The sequence below is a fragment of the Chromobacterium sp. IRSSSOUMB001 genome (assembly GCF_023507765.1).
Lineage (GTDB): Bacteria > Pseudomonadota > Gammaproteobacteria > Burkholderiales > Chromobacteriaceae > Chromobacterium > Chromobacterium haemolyticum.
This window is the reverse complement of the sequence record NZ_JALCYU010000002.1, coordinates 69561-94190: the sequence shown is the minus strand read 5'-3', so window position 1 is coordinate 94190 and position 24630 is coordinate 69561. Positions and strand designations below refer to the sequence as shown.

At 62.1% G+C, this 24630-nt stretch carries 17 protein-coding genes and 2 riboswitches; of the genes, 14 read left to right on the top strand and 3 right to left on the bottom strand.

The features are described 5' to 3' along the window. The first annotated feature begins 34 nt into the window (after positions 1-34). The 6 genes from MOV80_RS02470 to cheD are packed head-to-tail and all read left to right on the top strand — an operon-like array spanning position 35 to position 7535. Positions 35-2047, top strand: a complete 2013-nt coding sequence (locus MOV80_RS02470) for a chemotaxis protein CheW (RefSeq protein ID WP_019101356.1) — start codon at positions 35-37, stop codon at positions 2045-2047. After that, entirely contained in the window at positions 2044-2562 is a 519-nt protein-coding gene (locus tag MOV80_RS02465) for a chemotaxis protein CheW (RefSeq protein ID WP_232060519.1), read from the top strand. Before MOV80_RS02470 ends, MOV80_RS02465 begins: the two co-directional genes overlap by 4 nt. Before the next feature lie 34 nt (positions 2563-2596). Beyond that, positions 2597-4948, top strand: a complete 2352-nt coding sequence (locus MOV80_RS23540) for a methyl-accepting chemotaxis protein (RefSeq protein WP_198001641.1) — start codon at positions 2597-2599, stop codon at positions 4946-4948. Positions 4949-4988: 40 nt separating this feature from the next. Continuing rightward, positions 4989-5816 carry a CheR family methyltransferase gene (locus tag MOV80_RS02450; RefSeq protein ID WP_043591860.1) on the top strand — a complete coding sequence of 276 codons (828 nt, stop codon included), beginning with the start codon at positions 4989-4991 and terminating at the stop codon, positions 5814-5816. A 37-nt stretch (positions 5817-5853) separates the two neighbouring features. After that, positions 5854-6930: a chemotaxis response regulator protein-glutamate methylesterase gene (locus MOV80_RS02445; protein WP_249604802.1), complete on the top strand. Its 1077-nt coding sequence runs from the start codon at positions 5854-5856 to the stop codon at positions 6928-6930. Then, a complete protein-coding gene (gene cheD / locus MOV80_RS02440; RefSeq protein WP_019101361.1) occupies positions 6927-7535 on the top strand; it encodes a chemoreceptor glutamine deamidase CheD in 609 nt (202 codons plus the stop codon). The genes MOV80_RS02445 and cheD overlap by 4 nt, the downstream gene beginning before the upstream one ends. A gap of 151 nt (positions 7536-7686) precedes the next feature. Here cheD and fdxA read toward each other — a convergent pair whose 3' ends face one another. Next, positions 7687-8010, bottom strand: coding sequence for a ferredoxin FdxA (gene fdxA, locus MOV80_RS02435; RefSeq protein WP_019103290.1), 324 nt, complete (start codon positions 8008-8010; stop codon positions 7687-7689). A 135-nt stretch (positions 8011-8145) separates the two neighbouring features. On the opposite strand from fdxA, the gene gluQRS reads away from it, so the two are divergent. The 3 genes from gluQRS (at position 8146) to MOV80_RS02420 (ending at position 11682) form a co-directional block, all read left to right on the top strand. After that, the gene (gene gluQRS, locus MOV80_RS02430) at positions 8146-9033 is read left to right on the top strand and encodes a tRNA glutamyl-Q(34) synthetase GluQRS (RefSeq protein WP_043591856.1); all 888 of its coding nucleotides are present in this window, start codon (positions 8146-8148) and stop codon (positions 9031-9033) included. A gap of 425 nt (positions 9034-9458) precedes the next feature. After that, on the top strand, positions 9459-10799 hold the full coding sequence (locus tag MOV80_RS02425) for an amino acid permease (RefSeq protein WP_019103292.1): 1341 nt from the start codon (positions 9459-9461) through the stop codon (positions 10797-10799). Between the two features lie 139 nt (positions 10800-10938). Continuing rightward, positions 10939-11682, top strand: a complete 744-nt coding sequence (locus MOV80_RS02420) for a M15 family metallopeptidase (protein WP_019103293.1) — start codon at positions 10939-10941, stop codon at positions 11680-11682. Positions 11683-11727: 45 nt separating this feature from the next. Here the strand turns inward: MOV80_RS02420 and MOV80_RS02415 are convergent, their stop codons facing one another. Next, entirely contained in the window at positions 11728-13413 is a 1686-nt protein-coding gene (locus MOV80_RS02415) for a dihydroxyacetone kinase family protein (RefSeq protein ID WP_043591853.1), read from the bottom strand. A 245-nt stretch (positions 13414-13658) separates the two neighbouring features. Next, a riboswitch (glycine riboswitch) is annotated at positions 13659-13750 on the top strand. A 14-nt stretch (positions 13751-13764) separates the two neighbouring features. Then, positions 13765-13861, top strand: a riboswitch (glycine riboswitch). Positions 13862-13902: 41 nt separating this feature from the next. Here MOV80_RS02415 and gcvT point away from each other — a divergent pair. From gcvT to MOV80_RS02395, 4 genes are all read left to right on the top strand, one after another. Then, positions 13903-14991 (top strand): glycine cleavage system aminomethyltransferase GcvT, encoded by a 1089-nt coding sequence (gene gcvT, locus MOV80_RS02410; protein WP_043591851.1) that lies wholly within the window; start codon positions 13903-13905, stop codon positions 14989-14991. A gap of 73 nt (positions 14992-15064) precedes the next feature. Then, entirely contained in the window at positions 15065-15451 is a 387-nt protein-coding gene (gene gcvH / locus MOV80_RS02405; protein ID WP_019103296.1) for a glycine cleavage system protein GcvH, read from the top strand. Positions 15452-15574: 123 nt separating this feature from the next. After that, on the top strand, positions 15575-18427 hold the full coding sequence (gcvP, locus tag MOV80_RS02400) for an aminomethyl-transferring glycine dehydrogenase (protein WP_107732686.1): 2853 nt from the start codon (positions 15575-15577) through the stop codon (positions 18425-18427). A gap of 171 nt (positions 18428-18598) precedes the next feature. Further along, positions 18599-22024: an EAL domain-containing protein gene (locus tag MOV80_RS02395; RefSeq protein WP_249604801.1), complete on the top strand. Its 3426-nt coding sequence runs from the start codon at positions 18599-18601 to the stop codon at positions 22022-22024. Here MOV80_RS02395 and MOV80_RS02390 read toward each other — a convergent pair whose 3' ends face one another. Continuing rightward, complete coding sequence (locus tag MOV80_RS02390) at positions 22025-22801, bottom strand: ABC transporter substrate-binding protein (protein WP_043591845.1); 777 nt, start codon at positions 22799-22801, stop codon at positions 22025-22027. A gap of 187 nt (positions 22802-22988) precedes the next feature. Between MOV80_RS02390 and MOV80_RS02385 the strand changes: the two genes are divergently transcribed. Further along, positions 22989-24572: an ABC transporter substrate-binding protein gene (locus MOV80_RS02385; RefSeq protein ID WP_043591844.1), complete on the top strand. Its 1584-nt coding sequence runs from the start codon at positions 22989-22991 to the stop codon at positions 24570-24572. Positions 24573-24630: the final 58 nt, after the last annotated feature.

The window sequence follows — 24630 nt, the reverse complement described above, 5'->3', positions numbered from 1 at the left end:
GGGCACGACGAGGAGCGAGCTTTTGGCAATCGACATGTCGCAGTTTCATCAGGTGTTTTTTGATGAAGCGGATGAGCATTTGTCCAACATGGAGAGCCTGTTGCTGGGCATGGATCAGTCCTGTCCGCAGCCGGAGGATTTGCATGCGGTGTTCCGCGCCGCGCATTCGATCAAGGGCGGTGCGGCCACGTTCGGTTTCGCCGATATGGCGGATTTGACTCATGTGCTGGAAGCGCTGTTGGATGAGGTGAGGCGCGGCGCGCGCGTCTTGAGTTCGGATCTTGTGGACTTGGTGCTGCGAGCTAAAGACGTGTTGTACGGGATGCTGGCGGCGCACAAGGGCAAAGGCGATGTCGACGCCGCGCAAGCCGCTCAGCTAAAGGCGCAGTTGGAGGCGCTGGCGGCCGCTCCGGCTGAGCCCGAGGCGCGCCGGGCGCCGGAGGAGACGCGGCACTGGACGCTGTATCTGGAAATCGACGTGGTGGACGGCGTCGACATCGACGCCTTGCTGGAGTCGCTGGCCGAGCACGGCGACTTGAGCGTGGTGCAGCGCGGCGAAGAGCTTGACAAGCTGCCCTGGGTTGCCGTGTTCACTTCGCCGCTGGACGCCGGGGAGGTGGCTGAGTCGCTGGCATTTTCCGTGCCGCAGGAGCATTTCCGCATCAATGTCGATCATGGCGTCGAGGAGGAGGGCAGTTTCGGCTTGTTCCTCGATGCGGCTCCGGAACCGGACACTTCAGTATGGCTGGAAGGAGACGGATTCGGCCTGTTCGAGCCCCCGCCTGCCGAGGCGGCGGAGCGGGACGAAGTTCCGGCGCTGGCGCCGGAGTTCGACGCGGCCAAGCCTGCGGCGCGCGGAGGCGCGGCGAGCGAGAATTCTATCCGGGTCAATATCGACAAGGTGGATTTGCTGCTCAACCTAGTGGGCGAGTTGGTGATCACCCAGTCCATGCTGACACAATCCGGGGCCGGCCTGGATCCGGTGGCGCATGAGCGCCTGCTTGGTGGCATCGGCGCTTTGCAACGCAATGCGAGGGAGTTGCAGGAGGCGGTGATGTCGATCCGGATGACGCCCATCGCCTTTGTGTTCAACCGCTTTCCGCGCGTGGTGAGGGACCTGGCCGGTCGCTTGGGCAAAAAGGTGGAGCTCACGATGATGGGCGAAAGTACCGAGCTGGACAAAGGCTTCATCGAGAAATTGTCCGACCCGTTGACCCACCTGGTGCGAAACAGCCTGGATCATGGCATCGAATCCCCGGAAGCGAGGCTGGCGGGCGGCAAGGGCCCGGTGGGGCGTCTTACGCTGCGGGCTTTCCACCAAGGCAGCAATATCGTCATCGAAGTCAGCGATGACGGCGCCGGGCTGAATCGGGAACGGATATTGGCCAAGGCGAGACAGAGCGGTTTGGCTGCGCCGGATTCGCTAAGCGACGCTGAAGTTTGGAACCTGATTTTCGAGGCCGGCTTCTCCACGGCGGCGGAGGTGACCGAGGTCTCCGGCCGCGGCGTGGGCATGGATGTGGTCAAGCGCAATATCCAGAGCATGGGCGGCCGTGTGGAGATTGACTCCATGGCCGACATTGGCACCACCATCAGCATTCATTTGCCGTTGACGCTGGCGATCATGGACGGCATGTCGGTGCGCATCGGCGCGGAAACCTATGTGATGCCCTTGGGGGCGGTATTGGAGTCGCTGCAGCCTGCACCGAATGAAATCAAAACGGTGGCCGCGCGCGGCCAGGTGGTGGGCATTCGCGGCGAATACCTGCCGATTGTGCCGTTGGGACGTTTTTTTTCCATCCCCGAAGCGAAACAGACCCCGAGCGAGGCGATCCTGGTGATCGTGGAGGCCGGCAACAGCAGGCTGGCGCTGTTAGTGGACGATTTGATCGGCCAGCAGCAGTTTGTGGTGAAAAACCTTGAAACGAATTACCGCAAGGTGGACGGCATTTCCGGCGCCACTATTCTCGGAGACGGCCAGGTGGCCATGATCCTGGATATCGCCGCGATTGCGCGGCACAACCAGCGGATGACGCTGGACGCATGAAACAACAAGGAAAAAAAATGGTGGCGGAACGGAACGACCCGGGGTTGGCGCACAGGCGTTCGGGCAATGAGCTGCTGGTGTTCACGCTGGGAGCGGAAGAGTACGGCATTGATATTCTGAAGGTGCAGGAAATCCGCGGCTACGACGCGGTGACCCGCATCGCCAACGCGCCAGACTTCATCAAGGGCGTGGTCAATTTGCGCGGTCATATCGTGCCTATCGTGGATTTGCGTTTGAAATTCGGCATCGGGGAGCCGGTGTACAACGAGTTCACCGTGGTGATCGTGTTGAATGTGTGCGGGCGTGTCATCGGCGCGGTAGTGGACGGGGTGTCGGATGTGATTCAACTGGAGCGGGAGGCTCTGCGAGCCGCGCCGGAGTTTGGCGCGGTGGTGGACACCGCCTATATCGAAGGACTGGGCACGCTGGACGAGCGCATGATCATCGTAGTCGATATCGAGCGTTTGATGGGTAGCGAGGAAATGGCGTTGACTGACACCGCGGGCCGCGTATAAACGCGGCCGCAAGCCTGTTTTGAGGGGGCGAAGCATGAATAATATGAAAGTGATCCATCGGCTGATGTTGGGCTTCGGCCTGTTGATTCTGTTGCTGGCGGTGGCGATGACGCTGGCGGTCAGACAACTGCAGGGCCTGGCCGGCGATCTGGTCAATATCTCCAGCGTGCATATCCCGCAGGTTAGCGCCGCGCACAAGATTGCTGCCAATGTCGACCTGGCGTCGCGGGACGTGCGTAATCTGTTGTTGACCAAGGATGTCCAGCTTACCAAGGAGCTCAACCAGCAGATTGACGAGAGCCTGGTCAATCTGACGCAGCGAATGGCGGCCTTGGAGCCGAATGTCGGCAACGCCGGGCGGCCGCTGTTCGAGGCGATGCGCTCCGATGAAGCCAGTTTCCGCTCTGAACTGAATGTGTTCCGACGCATGCAAGCGCAGGGACGGGATGCCCAGGCTCGCGATTACTTGTTCGTGACCCTGCGCGATACCCAGCTTAAATACATGACCTCGATCGACCGCTACATCGCGTTTGAGGAGGGGCTGATGCGCAAGGCGGGACAGGATGCCAGCGACAATTCCCAACAGGCTTACAAGCTGCTGTTTGGCTTTACTTTGTTGGCGCTGGCGATCGGCATCGGCTTTGGCGTCTTCATCATCCGTTCGCTGATGCGCCAGTTGGGCGGCGAGCCTGCGGAGCTGGTCAAGGTGATGCGGGAGTTGACCGAGGGCCAGGTACGTTCTGAGATCAAGGTCAAATCGGGCGATAAGCATAGTCTGTTCGCGTCGATGAGTTTGCTGGCCGAGAAGGCGGTTGAAAACATCAGAGTGCGCAATGCTCTGGACAACGCCTCCACCAATGTGATGATCGCCGACAATGATCGCAACATCATCTACACCAATCACAGCGTGCTGGAGATGATGCGCCGCGCCGAAGCGGATATGCGCAAAGCCTTGCCCAATTTCGACGCGCGCGCCTTGCTGGGCACCAATATGGATGTGTTCCACAGCAATCCGGCGCATCAGCGCGACCTGTTGGCCAACCTGCGCTCCACTTATCGCGCGCAGATCAATATTGGCGAGCGTATTTTCGGCTTGGTGGCCAATCCGGTATTCGGCACAGACGGCTCGCGGCTGGGCACGGTGGTGGAGTGGAAGGATCGCACCGGGGAAGTTGAGATCGAGAAAGAGGTGGCTGGCATCATCTCGGCGGCCGCGGCCGGCGATTTCGACCGGCGCATCAATCTGGAAGGCAAGGACGGCTTTTTCCGACAGTTGGGCGAAAGCGTCAATCAACTGCTGGCGGTGACCAGCCAGGGCCTGGGCGATATCGCCACCGTGCTGGCGGCCTTGGCCAAGGGCGATCTCACCCATGCGATCAAGGGCGACTACCAAGGCCTGTTCAGCCAGTTGCAGAACGATACCAACACCACGGTGGAGCGCTTGAAGGAAATCGTCTCCAATATCAAGGAGTCCACCGACGCGATCAACACCGCCGCGCGTGAGATCGCCTCCGGCAACGCCAACTTGTCCAGCCGCACCGAGCAACAAGCGGCCAGCCTGGAGGAAACCGCTTCCAGCATGGAGGAAATCACCAGTACAGTGCGGCAGAACGCGGAGAACGCCAAAAAGGCTAACACGCTGGCCACCGGCGCTTCCGATATCGCTGCGCGCGGCGGCAAAGTGGTGGGAGATGTGGTGGCCACCATGAACGAGATCAACGACAGCGCGCGCAAGATCGTCGATATCATCAGCGTGATTGACGGCATCGCCTTCCAGACTAATATCCTGGCGCTCAACGCCGCAGTGGAGGCCGCGCGGGCGGGTGAGCAGGGGAGGGGCTTCGCCGTAGTGGCCAGCGAGGTGCGCAACCTGGCGCAGCGCTCCGCTGCCGCCGCCAAGGAAATCAAGGGCTTGATTGGCAACTCGGTGGCTAAGGTCGAGTCCGGCTCCAAGCTGGTGGACGAGGCTGGCAGCACCATGGACGAGATTGTGATTTCCATCCGCCGCGTCGCCGACATCATGAGCGACATCTCCGCCGCGTCGATTGAGCAGAGCTCGGGCATCGAACAGGTCAATCTGGCGGTAACGCAGATGGACGAAAACACTCAGAAGAATGCCGCGCTGGTGGAGCAGGCCGCGGCGGCCGCGGAGTCGCTGGAAGAGCAAGCGCGTTATTTGGACGACGCGGTCCAGGTATTCAAACTGGGGGAGCCGGGGCAGCGTTTGCGGCCCATGCAGGCGCACGTCGCGCAGACGGCGGAGCATGTCGTTGCTCATGTCGCCGGAGCCAAGACCGTGCCGCTCAAACCAGCCGGCAAGATCGTGGTGCCGGAGCGACTGCGGCCACAAGTGAATCTGACGGACGGCGAGTGGGAAGAGTTTTGACGCAGGCTAGGATGAGCGTGGAGCCGAGGGGGCCGAGTTGATGGGGCTGGAACTGGACATCAAGTTCACGCCAGAGGATTTTCGCCGCATCCGCGGCATGGTTTACCGGCGAGTCGGCATCGCTCTTAACGACAGCAAGACCCATATGGCCTACGCGCGGCTGGCCAAGCGAGTGCGGGCTTTGGGACTGAAAAGTTTCGCCGAGTACTTGGACCGGCTGGATCAGGACGCCTTATCGGGGGAGTGGCAGAACTTTGTCAATGCGCTGACCACGAATCTGACTTCGTTTTTTCGGGAGCCGCATCATTTCAGCATGCTGCGCGCGCACGCCGAGCGCTGGCGGAAGCGCGGCCGGCCGTACCGGGTCTGGAGCGCGGCGTCTTCGACGGGCGAGGAGCCTTACTCCATCGCCATGACCATGGCGGAATTGGCGGAGTCTTTACGGCCATTCCCCTGTGAATTGCTGGCGTCCGATATTGATACTCATGTATTGGAGCAGGCGATGTACGGCGTCTATCTTCGCGAGCGCGTCAGCCAGTTGCCGGAGCCGCAATTGCGCCGTTTTTTCGATAAGGGCGTGGGTGCCAACGACGGCAAGGTGCGCTTGAAGAAACACTTGCGCGAAGCGGTGACCTTTTTCCAGATGAATCTGGTGGCGGATGAGTGGCCGCCGCTGGGGGAGTTCGACGTCATTTTTTGCCGCAATGTGTTGATCTATTTTGATAAGCCGACACAGGCGGCCATACTCAATCATATGGCGCGGCATCTGGCCCCGGACGGTTTGCTATTGCTGGGGCATTCGGAAAACATCCTGCATCTGAGCGACGCCTTCCTGCCTTGCGGCAAAACCAGCTATCGGCTGGCCTAGCCGGCGTGTCCGCCCTTTTATCGATTCGGGAGCGTGGATGGGGTTCGACAAGAAAATTCGCGTGGTGGTGGTAGACGACTCCGCTTTGATCCGCAATCTGCTGACCTCCATCATCAACGAGGCGCAAGACATGGAGGTGGTGGCTACCGCCTCCGATCCATTCATCGCTCGCGAGCGCATCCGCGAGCTGGACCCTGACGTCATCACGCTGGATGTCGAAATGCCGCGCATGGACGGCCTGGAATTTCTTCGTCGTTTGATGCGCTTGCGGCCGACGCCGGTGCTGATGATTTCCTCGCTGACGCGGCAAGGATCGGAGGCGACGCTGACGGCGCTGGAGCTGGGCGCGATCGACTTTATGTCCAAGCCGGCGCACGATATCGCCAGACGGATGGGCGATTACGCCCACGAGATCAGAGACAAAATCCGGACGGTGGCGGCAGCCAGGGTGCGTGCGCCGCACCGCTTTCATCGCACGGCCGAGGCCTTGGCGCCGCAGACGCCTTTTCTGGGCGCTAGCGCCCAGCAAGCGATGATTTTTGTGGGCGCTTCCACCGGCGGCACCGAGGCGATCCGAACCCTATTGAGCGGCTTGCCGGCCGACGGGCCGCCCATCCTGATTGCTCAGCACATGCCCGAGTATTTTACCGGCAGTTTCGCCGCACGGCTGAACAGTTACTGCCCGATGAGAGTGAAGGAAGCGGAAGCCGGCGAGCCGATCAAGACGGGCGTTGCCTATATCGCGCCAGGCAATTGGCATATGCGGGTGCAGGCCGCCGCAGGCGGTTTCCGCATTGAGTTGGACCAGAGCGAGAGGGTGAACCGGCACCGGCCGTCGGTGGATGTGCTGTTCGACTCCGCCGCGCGCGGCCTGGGCAAGCGCGCCATCGGCGTCATCCTGACAGGAATGGGGCGGGACGGAGCGGATGGCCTGCGCAAGATGCGCGACGCCGGCGCCGTCACATTCGGCCAGAACGAGGCCAGTTGCGTGGTGTACGGCATGCCGCGCGAGGCGATGAAGGCCGGCGGCGTGCAACAAGAGTGGCCACTGGAAGCGCTGGCCCCCAAAATCTTGGCCTGCCTGTACGGCAGGGCGGAAAAGGCGATGTTATGAACAGCGGCGCGGTGCATTTCAGCAGCCATTCCTATTTCGACAAGCATTTTCAAAGCCAGGCGGTGAAAGTGTTTCCCGGCGGCTTCTACGTTACCAGCCAGCCGCAGCTGTTGGTAACACTGCTGGGGTCGTGCGTGGCGGTGTGCATGTTGGACCGTGCGGCCAATGTCGCGGGCATGAACCATTTCCTGCTGCCGGAAGGCAGCATCGAGGTGGGTGAGGGCGCATCCGCCGCGCGCTTTGGCGTTCACGCGATGGAATTGATGATCACCGAGATGCAGAAGCTGGGCGCGATGCGACACCGCATGGAGGCCAAGGTGTTTGGCGGGGGCAACGTGCTGGACGGCATGTCGGTGATGAACGTGGGCGAGCGCAACCGCCGCTTCATCCACGCTTATCTGGATGCGGAAAGGATTCCCATCCTGGCCGAAGACCTGCTGGGCGACTGCGCGCGCAAAGTGTACTTCTTCACCGACAGCGGCAAGGTGCTGGTCAAGAAGCTCAAGCGCAGCCGCACCGTGATCACCGAGGAGAACCGCTATCGCCAGCAGGTGATGCAGCCGGAGGTGGCCGGCAAGTCCGGGGATATAGAACTGTTCATTTGAACCGGTTCTCAGAACCTGTTCAATGTCTGCTGCGCATCGGCGATACGGCGTTAAAAACCGCTTCGAAATGCTCATGTACCACGTGTACATTCCGCTTTCTCAGCGGTTTTCGCCTTGCCTCGCTCTTGCTCGCGAGACTTTGAACCGGTTCTCAGCGCTCCAGGTGTTGCAGCTTGCCTTCGACCGCCGCCCAGTCCTCGTGGTCCGGCAGCGGATCCTTCTTTTCGGTGATAGTGGGCCAGAGCTTGGAAAGCTCGGCGTTGAGCGCGACAAAGCCTTCTTGTCCGGGCGGCACGTCGTCCTCCGCGTAGATCGCGTTCACTGGGCACTCCGCCACGCATAGCGTGCAGTCTATGCATTCCTCCGGGTCAATCGCCAGGAAGTTGGGGCCTTCGTGAAAGCAGTCCACCGGGCAGACATCGACGCAATCGGTGTATTTGCATTTGATGCAGGCATCGGTTACAACGTAGGCCATATTGGCTCCTTGGTCGTCGAAAGCCGGCTGCGCCGTTTGGCGCGGCCTCTGGGCGATGATTTGAGCGTATCAGTCAACATTATTAGCCAGAAATTCCCTTCACAACGCATTGCCGCCGTAAATTTCCTATCTGTCATGAACGCTTCTCCCTATCGCGGGCGTTTTGCCCCCAGTCCCACCGGTTTGTTGCATGCCGGCTCCCTGTGCACCGCCGTCGGCAGTTATCTGGAGGCGCGCGCGCGCGGAGGCGAATGGCTGCTGCGGATGGAGGACCTGGACCCGCCGCGCGAGGTGGCCGGCGCCGCAGACGCCATTCTGCGCACCTTGGAAGCCTATGGCTTCGAGTGGGATGGCGAAGTGGTGTACCAAAGCCGTCGCCACGACTTGTATCGGCAGGCGTTGGAGCAATTGATCGTCTCCGGCCACGCTTATCCGTGTAATTGCACGCGCAAGAAAATCGCGGAGACCGCGAGGCGCGGGCTGGACGGTTACGTTTATCCCGGCCATTGCCGGCTGAGGCGTCCGGAGGAGGGGGGGCGAGCCTGGCGCCTGCGGGTGGAACCCGGCGAGACCGTGGTGGATGACCGCCTGCAAGGAGCGTACCGACAGAACCTTGCGGCCGATATCGGCGATTTTGTCTTGCTGCGCGCGGACGGCTACTGGGCTTATCAATTGGCCGTGGTAGTGGACGATGCGGAGCAAGGGGTGAGCGATGTGGTGCGCGGCGCCGACCTGCTGGTGTCCACGCCGCGCCAGGTAGCGGTACAGCGCGCGCTGGGCGCGAATACGCCGGCTTATTGTCATTTGCCGGTGCTGGTTAACGCCGCGGGGGAGAAACTGTCCAAGCAGACGCTGGCGCCGGCGGTGGCGGCGGAGGACGCCGCCGCTTCACTGCGTTTGGCCTTGAGCCGTCTGGGGCATGCGCCGCCGGAGGAGTGCGACGGTTTAGCCGAGTTGTGGCAGTGGGCGCGCACTCACTGGTCGCTGGCGCGGGTGCCGGCAGGGCCGGTGGTGGTCGCCTGAATTGCGCCCTTTTATGCCAAAACTATGCATTTGACGTGTTTTTTTCCCTGCCTGCTGACCTATATTGGCATCTGCGCACGCGCTTGTTGCGCATCATCGGCCGCGACAAGCGGATTGCCATCGCCTTCTCGTTGACATACGGAAAATGCGACATGTTTTTATGTCGAATTTGTGTTCTAATGCCGCCTTTTTTTCATGCGCGCGCACTGGCGCAAAGTCCCGCTTCAGTTGACTCCGGTCAAGCGGCTTAAAGAAAGCATGCCCAGCTTGTGGGTGCGGCCCTCTATCATGGGCGCTTTTTCAGCCGTATCAGTCTGAATGCGAACGGAATCGGCCAAGCCCGTTCCGCCGGCGCCATCGCATGATCGTAGAAACACGCGCGCGCGGCGCGCCCGTCAATCGGCAGGCCCGATGGAGACCAAGCCTTGAGCAATACCAATTTAGACAGCAAGACCAAGACCCGGGCGCTGGGGGTATGGATGTGCACCGCCCTGGTGGTGGGCAATATGATCGGTTCCGGCGTGTTCCTGTTGCCGGCGTCGCTGGCGCCGTTCGGCGGCGTGTCGATGATAGGCTGGCTGCTCACCGCCGCCGGCGCGATCTGCCTGGCCTTGGTGTTTGCGCGGCTGGCGGCCATTCTGCCCAAGGAGGGCGGGCCCTACGCGTATATTCATGAAGCCTTCGGCGGCTTTGCCGGCTTCTGGATCGCCTGGGGTTACTGGATTGCGCTGTGGGCCGGCAACGCGGCGCTGGCGGTGGCCGCCACCAGTTATATGCAGGTCTTCTTTCCGGTGTTGGGGCACGATAATCTGCTGGCCGGCGTATTCGCCATCAGCCTGATCTGGATTGTCACCTGGATCAACAGCCGCGGCGCGCGCAGTTCCGGCCTAGTGGCGGTGACGACCACCTTGCTCAAGCTGTTGCCGTTGGCCGCTGTCACTTTCATCGGGTTTTTCCATTTGCAGCCCGACAACATCGTATTCAACCCTCACGACAAGCCCCTGCTCAGTTCGGTGTCCGCCACCATGGCGCTGACCCTGTGGGCTTTTCTGGGGCTGGAGTCGGCGTCGGTGCCGGCGGGCGACGTGATCGCGCCGGAAAAAACCATTCCGCGCGCCACGGTGCTGGGCACCCTGATCGCCACGGTGCTCTACATCTTGTCCACGGTGGCCTTGATGGGCTTGATGCCGCCGGCGATGCTGGCGGCCTCGCAGGCGCCGTTCGCCGACGCAGCCAGGCTGATGTGGGGCGATTGGGGCTACTATCTGGTGGGTTTCGGCGCCATTGTCTCCTGCTTCGGCGCGCTGAACGGCTGGAGCTTGATGCAGGCGCATGTGCCGGCCGCCGCCGCGCACGACGGCCTGTTTCCCCGCCGCTTTGCTCAGATGAACCCGCAAGGCGTGCCTATTTTCGGCCTGGTGTTGTCCAGCGGCTTGGTGACGGTGCTGATGGCGATGAAATACGCGGGGGGCGACGGCGGCGTCAAAATTTTCGAGTTCATTATTCTGCTGGCCACCGCCACTACCTTGCTGCCTTACGCGTTTTGCTCGATGGCGTTGCTGGCCATCATGCTGATGCGCCCCCAGCAGTTCCAGCGCAAGGACTACCTGGCGCCGCTGTGCTTCGCCGGTGTGGGCTTCGCCTATTCGGTGTGGGCTTTATACGGCTCCGGTGCCGACATCGTGATGTGGGGCATGATCCTGCTGCTGCTGGGCCTGCCGGTTTATGTCTGGCAAGTGAAGGAACGTTACGCCGACCCTTCGTGAGCGAGGCGGCGCAGGATCCAACACGCGGCCTCGGCCGCGTTTTCTTTGGGATCAAGGCTGTCGTCATGGCGAAATGGACTTGCCTATGCCGCTGGCTGGTGGCTTACTAGGGCGCTTTGGTTTCAGACTGGGAGTTGCCATGAGGATAGCCGCCGTCGATAGCCTGCTTGTCGCCATCGATTTCGCTTACCCGATGCCGGACGCTTTAACGCTGGCGCGGATGCGGGAGGAAAACGAGCCTTGCGCGCTGGAGCGCGCGGACGGTTTGTTTCCGGAAAACAGCTATTACCTCGCCGGCCGCAAAGGCTGCGCCGAGCGAATGTCGGCACGGGCCTTTGTTGCGCGCCGCTTGCGCGAGGCGGCGGCGCGGCTGGCCCCGGATTACGGCCTGTTGTTGTTCGACGCTTACCGCAGCCGCGAGACTCAGGCCGATCTATTTCAAATGGTGTTGGACGAGGTGCGCGCCGCGCATCCGGATTGGGACGCGGCGGCGGTGGAGCGGCAGGCTCGCTTGTTTGCCGCCCATCCCGACGATACCGCTCGTTTCGCGGTGCTGCCGCACAATTCGGGCGGCGCGATTGATCTGGCGATTTGCCGGCGGGATACCGGGGAGATCTGCGATTTCGGCACCGCTTTCGACGCGGCCGAGCCGGCGTCGCGCACCGACTACTTCGAAGCGCCGCACGATCCCGCGCAGGGCTTTTCGTCCGAACGATGGTTGGCGGTGCGTCACAATCGCCGCGTCTTGTTCAATCTGATGAAACAGTCCGGTTTCAGCAACTATGCCGAGGAATGGTGGCATTACGACTTGGGCGACTGCCTGTGGGGGCAGGCTTTGGGCGTGGACTGGGTTTACCCGTCCATGGAACTGGAGCCGTCCTGATTTGACGCGGCCGCCGCGTGCTTGCGGTGGCCGCATCGTCAAGCGTTAGCCGGCCAGCGCCTTCAACCAGACCAGCGCGGCGCTGGCTCCCGCGTCGGGCACGCCTAGCGCTCGTTCGCCCAGATAGCTGGCCCGTCCCAAGCGCGGCCGCATGGCGGCGGTGGCCGCGCAGCCGCGTTCCGCCGCCTTCAGCGCGGAATGCCACGCCTCGTTTGGACTTTGGCCGTCGTTCAGAGCGGCTTCGAAAGCGTTGGCGGCTGGCGTTAAGGTATCCAGCATGGTGCGGTCGCCCACCTGCGCGCCGCCCAGTTCCGCAATGGCGGCAACGCCGTCCTTGAACGCCGCGGCCCAGTCGAGCGGGTTGGGCGCGTTCGATGAGTCCAGTCGCCGCGCCGCGCGCAGCAGGGCTGTCGAGTAGAACGGGCCGGAGCTACCGGCGATGGCCTGGCGCAAGGCCTGGCTGACGGTGCGCAGCGCCGTGGCCGGATCGCTCCAGGCGCTGTCCGGCAAGGCGCGGATCGCCGCCGCGCCGCGCTGCATGCTGACGCCCAGATCGCCGTCGCCTGCCGCTCCGTCCAGTTCGGTCAACAGCGGTTCGGCGGCGTCCAGCGCCTTGGCCGCGGCCCAAGCCACGGCGCGCAGCTTGGGGTCGGCTTTGGCGATGGAGAGGGCTCCTGCTGCCGCGCGCGGCGGCGCCGGCCGCAGCTGGCGTCGCGCCGGCAGAAGGCCGGAGCCGGGCCAAGCCGGAGCCTGGGTGGCTTGATCCAGCCAGCCGAGGCGCTGCTCATCCAGCGCCAGCAGCGACAGCGAGCAGCCCGGCATTTCCAGCGCGGTCATGAAATTACCGCTCCATAGCCGTTCCACATGCAAGCCGAGCCGTCGCGCCGAGGCCAGCGCGCTGCGCGCCACGATGGCGAGCTCCATCGGCGGAGTGCCGCCCAGGCCGTTGACCAGCATTGCCACCCGTTGGCCGGCCTGCCAACCGCGGTCCCTGACAATGGCGTCGAGCAGCGTCGCGCACAAGGCGTCGGCGGATTGGCGCGGCACGCGGCGTACGCCGGCTTCGCCGTGAATGCCCAGGCCCAACTCTACTTCGTCGTCGTCCAGTTGAAAGCCGGGGCGGCCGGTCGCCGGCACGGTGCAGGCTCCCAGCGCCACGCCCATGGTGGCTACCTGTTCCGCCGCCTGCCGCGCCGCGGCGGCGACCTCGGCCAGGCTGGCGCCGCTGGCGGCAACCGCGCCGGCAATCTTGTGCACCAGGACGGTGCCGGCGATGCCGCGACGGCGCGCCGGCTCCACGGTGTCGCGAAGCGCTACATCGTCGGCCACCACCACGCTGTCGACGGCAATGCCCTCGGCACGGGCCAGCTCCGCCGCCAGGCCAAAGTTCAGCCGGTCGCCGGTGTAGTTTTTGATGATGAGCAGTACGCCTTTAGGGCCGGCGACGGCGCGGATCGCCGCCAGCACGGTGTCTACGCTGGGCGACGTGAATACGTCGCCCACTGCGGCGGCGTCCAGCATGCCGTGGCCGATGTAGCCGGCGTGGGCGGGCTCGTGGCCGCTGCCGCCGCCGGAGATCAGCGCCACTTTGTCGAGCTGACCGTCAGCCGGAAGATCCGCGCGCAGCAAGACGTTTTCCTCTTCGAGCAGGGCCAGGCCGGGCAGGGTGTCGGCCAGCCCTTCCAGCATTTCCCGCGCCACATGGCGCGGATCGTTGATTAGTTTTCGCATCGCGGTTTCCTTTCCATATCGGATAGAGCTCGTGCTGGGTAAAGATGGATGTCATCTTACGATCAGCTTTGCTTGGAGGGGGAGTTTGTCGATTGCGTGATCGATAACGAAGTGAAATGTGTTCGTAATCGATCTTAAACGAAGCAATATCCGTTCAATGATTTGCGGTTTCGAATATTTTAAGTCATTGTTTAAGTTGAAGATAAACACGGCTTGCCAAGGCCCGGTCCAGCAACCATAATCTGGCACGTCATGCAGGAGAGAGTGGCCGTCCGCGCCACCGCCGAAGGCGCAAGCGCACCCGCAATCGCTCAGGCAAAAGGACTGCATTATCGGACTGGCCGCAGCCAGTTCGCCGAATCTGGAGAGCGGCGTCCACGGATGCCCACCGAAGGGGCTAACGGTCGCAAGGCCGGAAAATCTCAGGTGCAGGGACAGAGGGGTGTAGGGAATAGAGCAACACTACACGCTTTTGCTAAGGACGCACCAATGACGGCCCCGAAACGCACCCCCCTGTTTGAGTCCCACATCGCCGCCGGCGCCAAGATGGTCGATTTCGCCGGCTGGGAAATGCCCATCCATTACGGCTCCCAACTAAAAGAACATGAAATTGTGCGCAACGACGCCGGCATGTTCGACGTTTCCCATATGACGGTGCTGGACATCAGCGGGCCGGACGCCAAGGCCTGGCTCCAGCGGCTGATCGCCAACGACGTGGCCAAGCTGGGCTTCGAAGGCAAGGCGCTGTATTCCGGCATGCTCACGCCCGACGGCACCGTGGTGGACGATCTGATCGTCTACCTGACCTCCTACGGCTATCGCATGGTGGTCAACGCCGGCACCACCGACAAGGATCTGGCCTGGATGGAAGGGCACAAGGCGGACTTCAACGTCGACATCAAAGTAAGACGCGATCTGTCCATCTTGGCGGTGCAAGGCCCGCAAGCCATTGCCAAGGTCTGTTCGGTCAAGCCCGAACTCGCCGCCGTCATCCAGAACTTGAAGCCGTTTCAAGGCCAGCCGGCAGGAGACTGGTTCTATGCCCGCACCGGCTATACCGGCGAAGACGGCCTGGAAGTGATGCTGCCCGGCGTTGAAGCCGCCGCTTTCTTCCAACAATTGCAGGCTGCCGGCGTGGCGCCCATCGGTCTGGGCGCGCGCGACACCCTGCGGCTGGAGGCCGGCATGAATCTGTACGGCCACGATATGGACGAAACCGTTTCCCCGCTGGAAGCCGGCATGGGTTGGACCATCGCCTGGGAACCGGCAGAGCGCGACTTCATCGGCCGCAAGGCGCTAGAGGCGCAGAAAGCCGCCGGCGTGAAGACCAAGCAAGTGGGCCTGGTACTGGAAGGGCGCGGCGTGCTGCGCGAAGGTCTGAAAGTGGTGGTGGAAGGGGTGGGCGAAGGGGTGATCACCAGCGGCACCTTCTCGCCCACGCTCAAGCATTCCATCGCGATCGCGCGCGTGCCGGCAGGCACAGGCGACAAGGCGCTGGTGGACCTGCGCGGCACCTTGACCGAAGTGCGCGTGGTCAAGATGCCTTTCGTGCGCAACGGCAAGAAAGTTTTCGCCTGAGCCGATCGCTCAGGCAGGCCGCGCGACGCGGCCGGGAATAATCGTTAAGACCTGGATTTGACTGGAGACACTCATGAGCAACATCCCCGCCGAACTCAAATACGTTGAAAGCCACGAATGGCTGCGTCTGGAAGCTGACGGTTCCGTGACCGTGGGCATTACCGAGCATGCGCAAGAATTGCTGGGCGACATCGTTTTCGTCGAACTGCCGAAAGTGGGCGCCAAGCTGGCCAAGGAAGAGCAGGCCGGCGTGGTGGAGTCGGTGAAGGCCGCTTCCGACATTTACTGTCCGGTTGCCGGCGAAGTGCTGGCCATCAACGAGGAACTGGAAGCCGAACCGGAACTGGCCAATAGCGAACCCTACGGGGCGGGCTGGTTCTTCAAGATCAAGCCGGCGAATCCGGCGGACCTGGACGCCCTGATGGACGCCGCCGCCTACGCCAAGGAAATTGGCGCCTGATGGTGAAAACCGCCTCGCAGTCCTGATTGGCCGCGAGGCGTTTTTTTCGCCCGGATATCCAGCAACACCCGATTGGCCGCGAAAGCCGCGGCGCGGACGGCAAGCACAGAAGGTCTCGTACTCATGTCTCTCTCCGAACTTTTCAACCGCAAAGAATTCATCTCCCGCCACATCGGCCCGTCCGACGCAGAGCGCGAGCAAATGCTGGCCGCTATCGGCGTGGCCTCCATTGACGAACTGGTGGCGCAGACGCTGCCGGCCGACATCCGCCTGAACCGCAAGTTGGAGCTGCCGGACCCCATGCCGGAAGCCGAGGCGCTGGCAGCGCTGAAGGCTGTCGCCGCCAAGAATGTGGTCAACAAATCCTTCATCGGCCAGGGTTATTACCCGGTGCTGACCCCAACGGTGATCTTGCGCAACCTGCTGGAAAACCCGGGCTGGTATACCGCTTACACCCCGTACCAGGCGGAGATCGCCCAAGGCCGTCTCGAAGCCTTGCTGAATTTCCAGCAAATGGTGATCGACCTGACCGGCCTGGAACTGGCTAACGCGTCCTTGCTGGACGAGGCCACCGCCGCCGCCGAGGCGATGGCGATGGCGCGCCGGGTGTCCAAGGCCAAGTCCGGCCAGTTCTTCGTGGACAGCCGCGTGCTGCCGCAAACCCTGGACGTGATGCGGACCCGCGCCAAGTATTTCGGCTTTGAGCTGGTACTGGGCCACCCGGAAGAGGCGGGCAAGGGCGAATACTTCGGCGCCTTGTTCCAGTATCCGGGCGAGGCCGGCGACTTGATCGACCTGACCCCGCACATCGCCGCGGTCAAGGCCAAGGGCGCGGTGGCGGTGGTGGCCGCCGACATCATGGCCTTGGTGGCGTTGAAATCTCCGGGCGAGATGGGCGCGGACGTCGCCATCGGCAACACTCAGCGCTTTGGCGTGCCAATGGGCTTCGGCGGACCGCACGCCGCCTATTTCGCGTTCAAGGACGAAATGAAGCGCTCGGCGCCTGGCCGCATCATCGGCGTGTCCGTGGACGCCAAAGGCAAGACCGCGCTGCGCATGGCGCTGCAGACCCGCGAGCAGCACATCCGCCGCGAAAAAGCCAACTCCAATATCTGCACCAGCCAGGTGCTTCTGGCCAATATCGCCGGCATGTACGCGGTGTATCACGGCCCGGAGGGCGTCAAGCGCATCGCGGCCCGCATCCACCGTCTGGCCGCCATTTTCGCGCACGCGGTCAAGGCCGATGGCGGCAAGCTGGTGTTCGATCGTTTCTTCGACACGGTGCAAGTTGACGCTCCCAAGGCCGACGCGGTGTATCAGGCGGCGTTGGCCGCCGGCTACAATCTGCGCCGCGCAGGCGGCAATGTGTTGGGCGTGGCTTTCCACGAGGCGGCCACTGAAACCGATCTGGCGCGTCTGATTGAAATCTTCACAGGCAAGAGCGCCGATATCGCCGCCTTGGACGCCGCGGCTGCCGATGCGATTCCGGCCGGGTTGAAGCGCGAATCCGCTTTCATGAGCCACCCGGTGTTCAACACCCATCATAGCGAGCACGAGATGCTGCGCTATATGAAGAAACTGGAAAGCCGCGACCTGGCGATGAATCATTCGATGATCTCGCTGGGCAGTTGCACGATGAAGCTGAACGCCACCAGCGAAATGATTCCGATCACCTGGCCGGAGTTCGCCAATATGCATCCGTTCGCGCCCCGCGAACAGACAGTGGGTTATCTGGAAATGATCGCCGGTCTGGAAACGCAGCTGCGCGCGATCACCGGCTTCGACATCATCTCGATGCAGCCCAACTCCGGCGCCCAGGGCGAGTACGCCGGCCTGTTGGCAATCAGCCGCTACCACGAGTCGCGCGGTGACGGCCAGCGCAATATCTGTCTGATTCCGCGTTCCGCTCACGGCACCAACCCGGCCACGGCGCAGATGATGAATATGCAGGTGGTGGTGGTGGACTGCGACGAGGCGGGCAACGTCGACGTTGCCGATCTGAAGGCGAAAGCCGAGCTGCATTCTGCGCAGCTGGCGGCCTTGATGATTACCTACCCGTCCACCCACGGCGTATTTGAGCAGCCCATTCGCGAAATCTGCGCGATCATCCATCAACACGGCGGCCAAGTGTATATGGACGGCGCCAACCTCAACGCCCAGGTGGGCTTGTGCCGTCCGGCCGACATCGGCGCTGACGTGTCGCACATGAACCTGCACAAGACCTTCTGCATCCCGCACGGCGGCGGCGGCCCGGGCATGGGCCCGATTGGTTTGAAGGCGCATTTGGCCCCGTTCATCGCCAACCACGTGGTGGCGTCGGTGCCCACCGCCCTGCCCGGTCAGACCGCGGTGTCGGCTGCGCCCTTCGGTTCGGCCTCCATTTTGCCTATCTCCTATATGTACATCGCGATGATGGGCGCGGAGGGCATGAAGCAGGCCACCGAGAACGCCTTGTTGTCCGCCAACTATGTGGCGACGCGATTGGCCGAGCACTTTCCGGTGCTGTACACCGGCGCCAACGGCCGGGTGGCTCATGAGTGCATCATCGACTTGCGCCCGCTCAAGGCCGCCAGCGGTGTGACCGAGGTGGACGTAGCCAAGCGGCTGATGGATTACGGCTTCCACGCGCCGACCATGAGCTTCCCGGTGCCGGGCACGCTGATGATTGAGCCGACCGAGTCCGAGCCCAAGGCGGAACTGGATCGTTTCATCGCGGCGATGGCGGCGATCCGTCAGGAAATCGACAAAGTGCAGAACGGCGTGTGGCCTGCGGACGACAATCCGCTGTGCAACGCGCCGCACAGCAAGGCGGACATCGCAGGCGAGTGGCAGCGTCCGTACAGCCGTGAAACCGGCTTGTTCCCGCTGCCCTATGTGCTGGAAAACAAGTTCTGGCCCAGCGTCAACCGCATCGACGATGTTTACGGGGACCGCAATCTGGTGTGCAGTTGCCCGTCCACCGACAGCTACGCCTGATTCGCGCAGGCAAGCGTAAAGCAGCCCCGGCCTTGGCCGGGGCTTTTTTGCGTGTAGACGCGGCCATCTGACACTGGAGTTGAGTGAATATACGACTATCATATTTAATGGAGGATATGACGGCAGGCTGCTTGCCGTTGGTATGTAAACCCTATCAATTAGGAGGCTGCGTTGGCGTTGAGCGTGCCGGCTGCGGTTGCCGCGCCGGATTTTCAGCTGTTGTTCGAACGGTCGCCAGGGCTGTACTTGGTGCTGGACACCGATTTCAATGTCGTCGCCGCCAGCGATATTTATCTGCAGACGACGCTGACCCGGCGCGAGTCCATCCTGGGGCGCAATCTGTTCGATATCTTTCCGGTCAATCCCGACGACCCGGAAGGCGAGGGCTCGCGCAATCTGCGCATTTCTTTGCAGCGTGTGCTGTCCACCGGGGTTGAGGACAGCATGGCGATGCAGAAATACGATATTCCCCGACCGGACGGGAGCTTCGAGGAGCGCTACTGGAGCCCGACAAATTGGCCGGTGAAGCGCGCCGACGGCAGCGTCAGCTGCATCATCCACAGCGTTCAGGATGTCAGCGAGTTTGTGCGCTTGCGCGGCGAGAGCGCGGTGAGGGATTTTTCCGTCGAATGGTTGAAGAATAATGCGGCGGTCTTAGAAGCCGAAATGGTGAATCAGCACGCGCTGATCGCTCGCGCCAACACCGACTTGAAGGAATCGAATAGCGAACTGGCCCGCTTGAATCAGCAAATGCGGGAGCTGGACCAGATGAAGACGCGATTTTTCGCCAATGTCAGTCATGAACTGCGCACCCCGCTGACGCTGATTCTGGGGCAGGTCGAACGCTTCCTGTCCGGGCAAGCCGAGCCGGGGGAGGCGCCCAATCTATCCTTGATCCAGAGGCAGGCGCGCATGTTGTTGCAGCAGGTGAACGATTTGCTGGACGTGGCCAAGCTGGACGCGGGGGAGCTGAAGCTGCGTTATGTGCAGCTGGATCTGGCCGAGTTGGTGCGCCATGTCGCCTCTTATTTTGCTTCTCTGGCCAGCGACAGACGCATCGATTACCAAGTGGCCGCACCGACAACGGCCCCGGCTCAGGTCGATGCGATCAAGTTGCAGCGGGTTTTGTTGAACCTGCTGTCCAATGCCTTCAAATTTACGCCGGACGGCGGTCATATTCAGATCGCGCTGGAACTGCGAGGGCGGCAAGCCGACATTCGGGTGCGTGACAATGGGCCGGGGGTGCCGGCCGAGATGCGCGACAAGGTTTTTGAGCGCTTCGTGCAAGTGGAGGACGGCGATTACGGTCGCCATGGCGGTACCGGGCTGGGCCTGGCCATCGTCAAGGAGTTTATCGAACTGCACCATGGCGAAGTGTGTTTGTCCGCGGCGGAGGGCGGCGGCGCCTTGTTCCAACTGAGCCTGCCCTTGGAGGCGCCGGCGGGGACGCCGGTGGTGTCGGAATACTTGCGGCTGGACGATCTGCTGGCCGGCGGCGCGGTGCCTTTGCCCGCGCCGCAACTGGGCGAGACCGCGGCCTTGCCGGACAAAAACGGCCAAGCGCTGGTGCTGTTGGTGGAGGACAACCGCGATATGAGCGCCTTCATCGCCGGCGCGCTGGGCAAACATTATCGAGTCATGACGGCGCCGGAGGGCGGCCGCGGTTTGCAATTGGCCTTGAGCGAGCAGCCGGACTTGATTATTAGCGATCTGATGATGCCGGGCATGGGCGGCGAAGAGCTGGTGTCGGCGCTGCGCGGCAATCGACAGACCGAGGACATTCCAGTGGTGATGCTGTCAGCGAGGGCCGACGACTCGCTGCGGCTGCGGATGCTGCAGAACAGAGTGCAGGAGTTTTTGTTCAAGCCGTTTTCCGTGGCGGAGTTGCTGGCGCGGGTGGGGCGATTGATTGGAGAGCGGCGCCGCTCGGCGATGCGCCTGAAGCAAGCGTTGTACGCGGCGGAGCAGATTGCCTGGGAGTTGGATCTGGTCGACGACGTCTTGCATGAGGAGGGGCCGGTGGGGCGCATTTTCGGGCGGGCCGAGGATTATCGCCATGACAGCCTGGACGCTTTGCTGGGGCAAATCCATGCGGAGGATCTGGATGAGCTGCGCCGGCGGTGGCTGGCTTTGCCGGCGGAGGCTGGAGAGAGTCTGCACGAATGTCAGTTTCGCATCGCCACGCCGGAGCAGGGGCAGGTATGGATGCAGGTGAGCGCAAGCCTGTGGCGAGACGAGCAGGGACGGCCGCGGCGCGCCATGGGTTTTGCCCGAGACGTATCCACCTTGAAGCGTTCGCAGCTAGATATCGAGTTTCTCGCCAAGCATGACAGTCTGACTCAGCTGCCCAACCGTGTGCAGTTGAATGAGCGGCTGCAATGGAGCTTGAGGAATCATCAGCGTTCGGGGCGGCGCTTGTATCTGCTGTTGGTGGATTTGGACGATTTTCGCCTTATCAACGATAACTTGGGACATGAGGTGGGAGACCGCCTATTGCGTATCGTGGCAGAACGGCTGCGCGCTTGCGTGCGCGGGCATGATCTTTTGTTTCGCATCGGAGGCGACGAGTTTGTGGCTTTGGCCGAAAACGCCGCGGACGGCGACGCCGAGCACTTGGCCGAACAGATGCTGGCGGCGCTGGCGACGCCGTGCCAGGACGGAGATCACCGTTATTTTTTGTCCGCCAGCATCGGGGTTAGCTGCTGCCCCTGCGACGCCGACACGCCGGAGGGTTTGATGCGCGACGCCGATATGGCGATGTACCGCGCCAAGTACGCGGGCAAGAACGGCTATTGTTTCTTCTCCGAGGATATGGCCGACGGCGTGCGTCAGCGCCTGCAGATTGAAACCGGTCTGCGCCAGGCTCTGCAGCGGCAGGAACTGAGGCTTGAGTACCAGCCGCAACTGACGTTGCGCAGCCAGGACATGCTGGGGGTGGAGGCCTTGTTGCGCTGGGAGTTGGATGGGCGCAGGCAATCGCCGGCCGAGTTCATCGCCATCGCTGAAAAAACAGGCTTGATCATCGATATCGACGAATACGTGTTCCGCAATGTCTGCAAGCAGGTCGTGGCCTGGCGAGGGCAGGGGCTGCCGCCCTGGCGAGTCAGCGTCAATCTGTCGGCGCGCTTCTTCGGTTTGCCGGACGCCGTGTCGCGCTTGCGCGTGATCGCAGAAGAAAGCGGGGCGCCGCCAGAGCAACTGTGCTTGGAGATCACCGAGGGCACCTTGATGGACGCGGATAGCGCAATGAAGGCGCTGCCTATGCTCAAGCGCATGGGCTTTCACGTCAGCGTGGATGACTTCGGGACCGGCTTTTCCTCATTGTCCTACCTCAAGCGGCTGCCCATTGATGAATTGAAGATAGACCGCAGCTTCATCATCCGGCTGGATAGCGACGAGCGCGACCTGGCGATGGTGGCGGCCATCGTGTCGATGGCGGAAAGCCTGGGTCTGCAAGTGCTGGCCGAAGGGGTGGAAACCGAGTCCCAGCACGCCTTGCTGTTGGCGCGCGGCTGCCATAGCGGTCAGGGTTATCTCTATTCGCGATCTTTGCCGGCCGAGGAGCTGGTGGCCTGGTGGCGCAGCCGCTTCGAGTGATCAGGGGGCAGGCGGGTTAATGCCGGGTACCGCCTCGCCGGGCAGCCAGTGCCGGTACAGCGCGGCGAAGCTGCCGTCGCGCTTCATCTCATCCAGCGCCTGCTGCCAAGCCTTGATCACCGCGTCCGGCGTCTGACGGGAAAAGGCGATGTAGCCGTAAGTGTGGGAGAAGGTCAGCGCCTTGCGCACCTGGGACGGGTCGAAGCCCTGTTGCCGCAGCTGGTGGGGCAGGGTGGTGTTTTCGCTAACGATGACGTCGGCGCGCTTGCGCATCAACATGTTCAGCAACTGGTCCGGCGTGGCCACGGTGGCCAGATTGGAGAAGTTCTGCGCGCTTAGCAGCTGTTGCAGATACCAGTCCCGAACCACCATGATCTGCGGCAGTTTGCGGGCGTCGTCCAGCGTCTGCAGCTTGATCGGGCTGTCCCGCCGCACGAACAGGCAGCCCAGGGTTTCGGTAACCGGGCCCACCCACTTGAACATGCGTTCCCGTTCTGGGGTGCGGTTGGTGTTGAACAGCACGGTGTTCGGCTGCTGTTGAGCTTGGCGGTAGCCGCGCGCCCAAGGCACAACGGAGATGGGGTCGTGGTTGCCGACGCGGCGCTGTATGCCTTGAACCACCTCCACCACTAGGCCGGAGGCCTTGCCGTCTTGCTCAAACGTCAGAGGCGGATCATCCTCAGTGAGGATGTCCAGCGTGGGGTTTGGCGCGGCCCGCGGTTGCGTGGCGGCAAGGCAGGTCAAAAGCAGAGCAAGCAGGCAGTGGCGGCGGGTCATGTCGATGGCGCTTTGTATTCTGGCTGTTCGCTTTGACTGTAGCGGCAATTTGCGCAGGGCTCAAATTTCGGTCTGGCCCGCGGTGCGAATATGGATATGCATAATCGATGGTTTGTTTTTTGCGCTTATTCGCTTAACCTTCGTTTCTGATACCGAAGATGCCATGCAGTTTGATAAGGAAATGCCGATGAACAAGCAATTGACGATGTTGGCTTTGGCCCTGGCGCCGACCCTGGCACTGGCTGCGCGCCCGTTGACCGTGTGCACGGACGCCAATCCGGAAGGTTTCGACGTGGTGCAGTACAACTCCCTCGTCACCACCAATGCGTCGGCGGACGTGCTGATGAACCGCTTGGTCGAATACGATCCGGCTACTCGCAAAGTGACCCCGGGGCTGGCCGCAAGCTGGCAGGTCAGCGAGGACGGCCTCAGCTATACCTTCAAGCTGCGTCCCAATGTCGCGTTTCACGCCACCGATTATTTCAAGCCTGGCCGCAAGCTGACGGCCGACGACGTAGTGTTCACCTTCGAACGCATGCTCAACCCCGCGCACCCTTGGTACAAGAGCGCGCCGAACGGTTATCCGCACGCGCAGTCGATGCAGTTTCCCAAGCTGATCAAGGCCGTGCAGAAGGTCGATGCCAATACCGTGCGTTTCGAGCTGAACTATCCGGAAGCCACCTTTCTGTCCAGCCTGACGATGGGTTTCGCGTCGATCTACTCGGCTGAATACGCCGGGCAGTTGCTGGCGGCCGGTCGTCAGGCTGACTTGAACGCCAAGCCCATCGGTACCGGCCCTTTTGTCTTCCGTAGCTTCCAGAAGGACGCGGTGGTGCGCTACGCGCCAAACCTCGCCTATTGGGGCGCCAAACCCAAGGTCGGCGCGTTGATCTACGCTATCACTCCTGATTCGGCGGTGAGGGCGCAGAAATTGAAGGCGGGAGAGTGCCAGCTAGCCTTGTCACCCAAGCCGCAGGATGTGTTGGCGGCCAAGGTCGATTCCAAGCTGCAGGTGTTGCAGACCCCTGCTTTCATGACGGCCTTCATCGCCTTCAACAGCCAGAAAAAGCCGCTGAACAACCCCTTGGTGCGGCAGGCGCTCAACCTGGCTTTCGATAAGAGCAGCTACCTGAAAACGGTATTCGACAACACCGCCACCGCGGCGGACCTGCCTTATCCGCCCAATACGTGGAGTTATAACAAGGGCGTGAAGCCCTATCCCTACGATACGGCGCGAGCCAAGAAGCTGCTGGCCCAGGCAGGCTATCCAGACGGTTTCGAAACCACGGTATGGGTGCGACCCAGCGGCAGCACGCTGAACCCCAATCCCAAGGCCGGCGCCGAACTGTTGCAGTCGGATCTGGCCAAGATCGGCGTTAAGGTGCAGATCAAGGTGATCGAGTGGGGGGAGCTGATCAAGCGCGCCAAAGCCGGAGAGCATGAGCTATTGTTCATGGGGTGGGCTGGCGATAATGGCGACCCGGACAATTTTCTGACACCGCAATTCTCCTGCTCGGCGGTGCAGTCCGGCACCAATTTCGCGCGTTTCTGCGACGTCAAGCTGGACAAGTTCATCAGCGATGGCAAGAAGAGCAGCGACTTCGCGCAGCGCGCCAAACTGTATCTGGCGGCGCAAAAGTTGATCCAGGAACAAGCCTTGTGGCTGCCGTTGGCGCACCCAACCGCTTACGCATTGGCAAGCAAGAGTTTGAGCGGCTATGCAGTTAGCCCGTTTGGACGTGTGGACTTTGGGCGAGCGCAGTTGAATTGAGCCCGGTGGACTGGCTGTTTGAGGCTGGTCCGTCAGGTTTTGTCAGCACGGGGGGCTA

Excerpts from the sequence above, each read along its gene's own strand:
- cheD (WP_019101361.1), top strand. The coding sequence starts at position 6,927 with ATGAACAGCGGCGCGGTGCATTTCAGCAGCCATTCCTATTTCGACAAG.
- MOV80_RS23540 (WP_198001641.1), top strand. The coding sequence starts at position 2,597 with ATGAATAATATGAAAGTGATCCATCGGCTGATGTTGGGCTTCGGCCTG.
- fdxA (WP_019103290.1), bottom strand. The coding sequence starts at position 8,010 with ATGGCCTACGTTGTAACCGATGCCTGCATCAAATGCAAATACACCGAT.
- gcvP (WP_107732686.1), top strand. The coding sequence starts at position 15,575 with ATGTCTCTCTCCGAACTTTTCAACCGCAAAGAATTCATCTCCCGCCAC.
- MOV80_RS02385 (WP_043591844.1), top strand. The coding sequence starts at position 22,989 with ATGAACAAGCAATTGACGATGTTGGCTTTGGCCCTGGCGCCGACCCTG.
- MOV80_RS02415 (WP_043591853.1), bottom strand. The coding sequence starts at position 13,413 with ATGCGAAAACTAATCAACGATCCGCGCCATGTGGCGCGGGAAATGCTG.
- MOV80_RS02450 (WP_043591860.1), top strand. The coding sequence starts at position 4,989 with ATGGGGCTGGAACTGGACATCAAGTTCACGCCAGAGGATTTTCGCCGC.
- gcvT (WP_043591851.1), top strand. The coding sequence starts at position 13,903 with ATGACGGCCCCGAAACGCACCCCCCTGTTTGAGTCCCACATCGCCGCC.
- MOV80_RS02445 (WP_249604802.1), top strand. The coding sequence starts at position 5,854 with ATGGGGTTCGACAAGAAAATTCGCGTGGTGGTGGTAGACGACTCCGCT.
- gcvH (WP_019103296.1), top strand. The coding sequence starts at position 15,065 with ATGAGCAACATCCCCGCCGAACTCAAATACGTTGAAAGCCACGAATGG.
- MOV80_RS02465 (WP_232060519.1), top strand. The coding sequence starts at position 2,044 with ATGAAACAACAAGGAAAAAAAATGGTGGCGGAACGGAACGACCCGGGG.
- MOV80_RS02470 (WP_019101356.1), top strand. The coding sequence starts at position 35 with ATGTCGCAGTTTCATCAGGTGTTTTTTGATGAAGCGGATGAGCATTTG.
- gluQRS (WP_043591856.1), top strand. The coding sequence starts at position 8,146 with ATGAACGCTTCTCCCTATCGCGGGCGTTTTGCCCCCAGTCCCACCGGT.
- MOV80_RS02390 (WP_043591845.1), bottom strand. The coding sequence starts at position 22,801 with ATGACCCGCCGCCACTGCCTGCTTGCTCTGCTTTTGACCTGCCTTGCC.
- MOV80_RS02420 (WP_019103293.1), top strand. The coding sequence starts at position 10,939 with ATGAGGATAGCCGCCGTCGATAGCCTGCTTGTCGCCATCGATTTCGCT.